We start from the raw sequence: 2617 nt of genomic DNA on the forward strand, positions 1-2617 counted from the left end.
TTTTCTCATGGCTATCTCCTAATTGAAATTAAGAAATAGCTTAATCGGTTTGACGAATTACTGGCAGGTGCACTTTGCTAGACGCTTACCTACGATCCAGTCCTCTTCTGGACAACTGCATTCATCACTCTGTCTTGACTCAATGAACTCATAGCAATGACTCATTTGTGCAAACGAACCATCCATATAAACCCTTAATCCAATTTCACTAACTTGTATTCAGTTTTACCTGCTCTGATAGTGCATTCGTCCTCACTACCTTGTAATTCCAGATCGAAATTGATTGGATAAATGGCTGCTACAATATAGTGCTCGCCGACAACAAACTTATCATCGTTTATGCAGCTACCTTCTTTGCGACCAAGCCACTCGACCTTATCACCAATAGCAACCTTGCCATGTAGAGCTATGACATTGCCGTTAATACCACAGACTACTGAACCATATTTTCGGCTTTCTACCACCATTACGCTCTCCTTATTCCAATTAAACTATTTGTTCTTTTTATTCCATACGTTCAGAGCGTTTTTGAGGTACTGAATTGGCTCAGGCATAGGATGTGTTTTCCCTGGCTTAGTTTTGCGTTCATGTTTCGCATGTTCACGCTCAATCTTGCTCCAATCCTTCGGGTAAAGCTCTTGAAACTTATTAATGAAGTCATCAAATGAATATCCTTCGTTTAACTCACCAACCACATTTTCGATTTTTTCATCTTTCTTCGTTATTACAGCCATTATTTTTCCCTTTAAGCCAGTTGAACATTTTACTTTTGTGAGTAGCGCTTAATTAAACGCCACTGGCAAAAGCTTGTATTCCAATTTAGTCATTTAACTTAATCGAGTAGTGGTTTTTTGAGGCTTACCAGATGAGCCTAACTCAACCATTTCCATTACATCGTCTTGATTAATTATGCCGCTGGCCTTAACCGCATCTAATGCTTCAAGCGCATTATCAGCCCACTTTTCAGCAGTAACTTTTTCTAATTCAAGTTTAACAATGTCATCAACTTGTTTTTCATCACTAAAGTTAGCTACTTCTTTGCCATCAACTGTAAGCCACCAACAATGATGCCCCTGAACTTTACCGTATTTAGCCATCGTCATTATTCCAACCGTTATTTATAGTGAATAGCTAGCTGAATTTAATAATTGTAAAAATATATTCCAAGGCCACAGAGCCCCCACAATATAGCAATCATTAGGTGAGTATTTCTAATAAAGAAATTGTCATTTTCAGAATTTGATTTGATATTATTTTCTTCTACTTGTTCTGACATTTTTATCTCCAGTTAATTTAAAATTTAGTATTGAGGGTACAGTAGCACGTCACTAACGTGCTGTGAATTATCATTTAACCAAGATTTGTTTAACATCCCCCAGTCTACCACCGAGTATGAACCGCCTTTATTTTCAAGCACAATAGACAGCTCAGGAATTGCCGCTATCGTATCTTGAGCTGTTCGTCTTGGCATTCCTGTAGCTTCCATAATTGCTGGCACAGTGTTAACGCCTGCGCTAATCAGCCAAGTCACGTAAGCTCGCCTATATAAGCTAGTTTTAGTTTTGCTATGTGTCATTTAATAACTCTGTGAAAATATTTTTAAGCTAATCATTTTGAGTTTCCGATGGTAACAATATATCCTTAAATGTGTTTAAGTTAGCAATATCACATTCCGATAAAAATCTATCCTCGAACCCTAGCGCGGTTATTAACTGATACTTACTTGTGGACAAATACCTAATTACTTCTAAATGCTCCTGATATTTTTTGATTATGTTATTTATTGCCTGCTCCCTACTTCTAGTAGAACGTCCTTTCCAAGCGGGCTCGTGATGGAACAATCTATTCCTAAATTTATTTAAAGTGCCAAAATTTTGAAAAATTGTATTCAAGGAAACCTTACTTGCTTGGGCGTTGGGAAAGCATTGGTTAAATTTGAATTGCCACAAATTATGCTTTTTATCTCTTGGATTATTATAGCCTTTCGATAGCATGTGAACCCAGAATCCAAATGGAAGCCGCGATACAAGATCATTTGTTGTGTATTTAGCTCCCACTTCATCTAAGCACTTTTGCTCTGCTTCGGTCACTTGATTTTTTGATTTGTCGCTAATTGTTTTAGTTTTGAACCATTCTGGATCATCAAACTGCTCTGTCGCACACTGGTGTATTGAATTTCTTAAAGTAACTTCAAGTAGTTGAACAACTGTAAAAAAGTGGCTCATAATGCTCTGCATTGACATATAAATAGCTATTAATTCATGGTCAGATTTACAGGAGAATACTTGACGATACGTTTCAAGTTTTTCCGTAGATAGACCCTTTTTTATTTCTGCAAGATCCAAATTATTTGCCCTTATTAAATTTATTAGGTATTATGACGGCAACTGAGGCATTGCCTCTTGTTGTGATAGCCCTGTCCTCTTACGCTCTATGAGTATTGACAACAGGTAGCGAGTTTAAGAGCCATCCCAAGTGGGGTGGCTCACTTGTTTCTGACGCACAATAAATTCTAAAATACACCTTAATGGGGTTCTAGGGATTTTCCCCTCTAAAGTAACATAAATCGCCACAACCCTCGCAGTTAATGGCTTGTGGAGCTGGGTTACCTTTCATT

General features: G+C 37.6%; 5 protein-coding genes. All 5 read right to left on the bottom strand.

Features of this window, described 5'->3' with window-relative positions:
• Window positions 1-194: 194 nt before the first annotated feature.
• The 5 genes from GQR47_RS20045 to GQR47_RS20065 all read right to left on the bottom strand — a co-directional run bounded on the left by GQR47_RS20045 (window position 195) and on the right by GQR47_RS20065 (window position 2345).
• Window positions 195-467, bottom strand: a complete 273-nt coding sequence (locus GQR47_RS20045) for a hypothetical protein (protein ID WP_024589348.1) — start codon at window positions 465-467, stop codon at window positions 195-197.
• A gap of 24 nt (window positions 468-491) precedes the next feature.
• The gene (locus tag GQR47_RS20050; protein WP_024596403.1) at window positions 492-734 is read right to left on the bottom strand and encodes a hypothetical protein; all 243 of its coding nucleotides are present in this window, start codon (window positions 732-734) and stop codon (window positions 492-494) included.
• Window positions 735-827: 93 nt separating this feature from the next.
• Window positions 828-1097 (bottom strand): hypothetical protein, encoded by a 270-nt coding sequence (locus tag GQR47_RS20055; RefSeq protein ID WP_139015397.1) that lies wholly within the window; start codon window positions 1095-1097, stop codon window positions 828-830.
• Between the two features lie 203 nt (window positions 1098-1300).
• The gene (locus tag GQR47_RS20060) at window positions 1301-1576 is read right to left on the bottom strand and encodes a helix-turn-helix domain-containing protein (protein ID WP_024596996.1); all 276 of its coding nucleotides are present in this window, start codon (window positions 1574-1576) and stop codon (window positions 1301-1303) included.
• 28 nt (window positions 1577-1604) lie between these two features.
• Window positions 1605-2345 carry an Abi family protein gene (locus GQR47_RS20065; RefSeq protein ID WP_024596995.1) on the bottom strand — a complete coding sequence of 247 codons (741 nt, stop codon included), beginning with the start codon at window positions 2343-2345 and terminating at the stop codon, window positions 1605-1607.
• Between the last annotated feature and the right edge of the window lie 272 nt (window positions 2346-2617).

The organism is Pseudoalteromonas sp. Z1A2 (assembly GCF_011378755.1).
Lineage (GTDB): Bacteria > Pseudomonadota > Gammaproteobacteria > Enterobacterales > Alteromonadaceae > Pseudoalteromonas > Pseudoalteromonas distincta.